Source organism: Cupriavidus sp. CuC1 (genome assembly GCF_044627735.1).
In the GTDB taxonomy this organism is placed as follows: Bacteria; Pseudomonadota; Gammaproteobacteria; order Burkholderiales; family Burkholderiaceae; genus Cupriavidus; species Cupriavidus ulmosensis.
In genome coordinates, this window is the sequence record NZ_JBIUHC010000386.1 from 1 (window position 1) to 1,137 (window position 1,137).

The 1,137-nt window shown below is 61.8% G+C and carries 1 pseudogene; it reads left to right on the plus strand.

The annotated features are described in order from the left end of the window. Positions 1 to 261 precede the first annotated feature (261 nt). Positions 262 to 1,065: pseudogene (locus ACGLHR_RS51805) on the plus strand (alpha/beta hydrolase family protein); the annotation flags it as partial. Positions 1,066 to 1,137 lie beyond the last annotated feature (72 nt).

Consider the following 1,137-nt stretch of genomic DNA (forward strand, 5'->3'; position numbering starts at 1 on the left):
CCGTACTGGGAGCCCGTCCGATGCGCTTTGCGAATTCGTTGATCCGATAAACCTTGCTCATGGCGAGCAATTATAGAAACTTCTGAGAAAGAATGGAGTATCAGTTGCTCGCTCCCGGCCGATTGCCCGTTTCCTGTCGCCAATTTCACAATACGAGATCGCGCGCTATGAGGCTGGCAGGTGGTTGATCCATTTACCTACACTCCGCTAATTGTGTAGATCAGGCTAACTGACGTAGACCACAGGCGGGGGGGCTGGAAGATGCGATTGACCATGGCGAAGGCGGGCTTTGCGGCCTTGACGTGTCTGGTGCTGAGCGCGGCGGCTTACGCGCAATCGGCGAGTTTTTGCGGCGAGGGCAGCTGCAACGGCAACGGCAACAACAACAACTACAACCACAACAGTAATCGAGGCCAGCTCCTCGATCAGAGGACCACGCTGCGCCTGAGCGCGGCTGCGCTGGCCGGCGTTCTCAACGCGAGCGATTCAGGCCGACAACTATTGCAGGTCGCCGGCGCCCCTGCGTGCGACCTGGAGATCGTCTACTTCCGCTACCGCACCATCGGCGGCGCGAACGAGCCGACCACCGCCAGCGGCGCGCTGATGATTCCAAGCGGCGGGCGCGCATGCAGCGGGCCACGCCCGGCGTTGATGTACGCGCACGGCACCACCACCTACCGCGAATACAACGTTGCCGACCTGACGCAGAAGGACCCGGGCAACGGCGATGGCGCCTCGGAGGGCATCAGCGTTGCGGCCATGTACGCCGCGCAGGGCTATATCGTGGTGGCGAGCAACTACGCGGGTTACGCCGGCTCCGAGCTTTCCTATCACCCCTACCTGAACGCCCACCAGCAATCGGCGGACATGATCGACTCGCTGCGGGCCGCGCGGGTCGCGCTGGGCCGGGCGGACTCGGGCAGGGCAACCCGGGGGAATGGCAAGCTCTTTATTACCGGCTATTCGCAGGGCGGCCACGTTGCCATGGCCACGCATCGCGCGCTGCAGGCGGCGGGCATCAAGGTGACGGCGGCTTCCACGGGTTCGGGGCCTTATTCCATTTCTAATTCAATAGTGAATTAATAATCCATGGCCACGCGACAATGGAATGGACACGTTGGCGGTCCAACTCCAGAT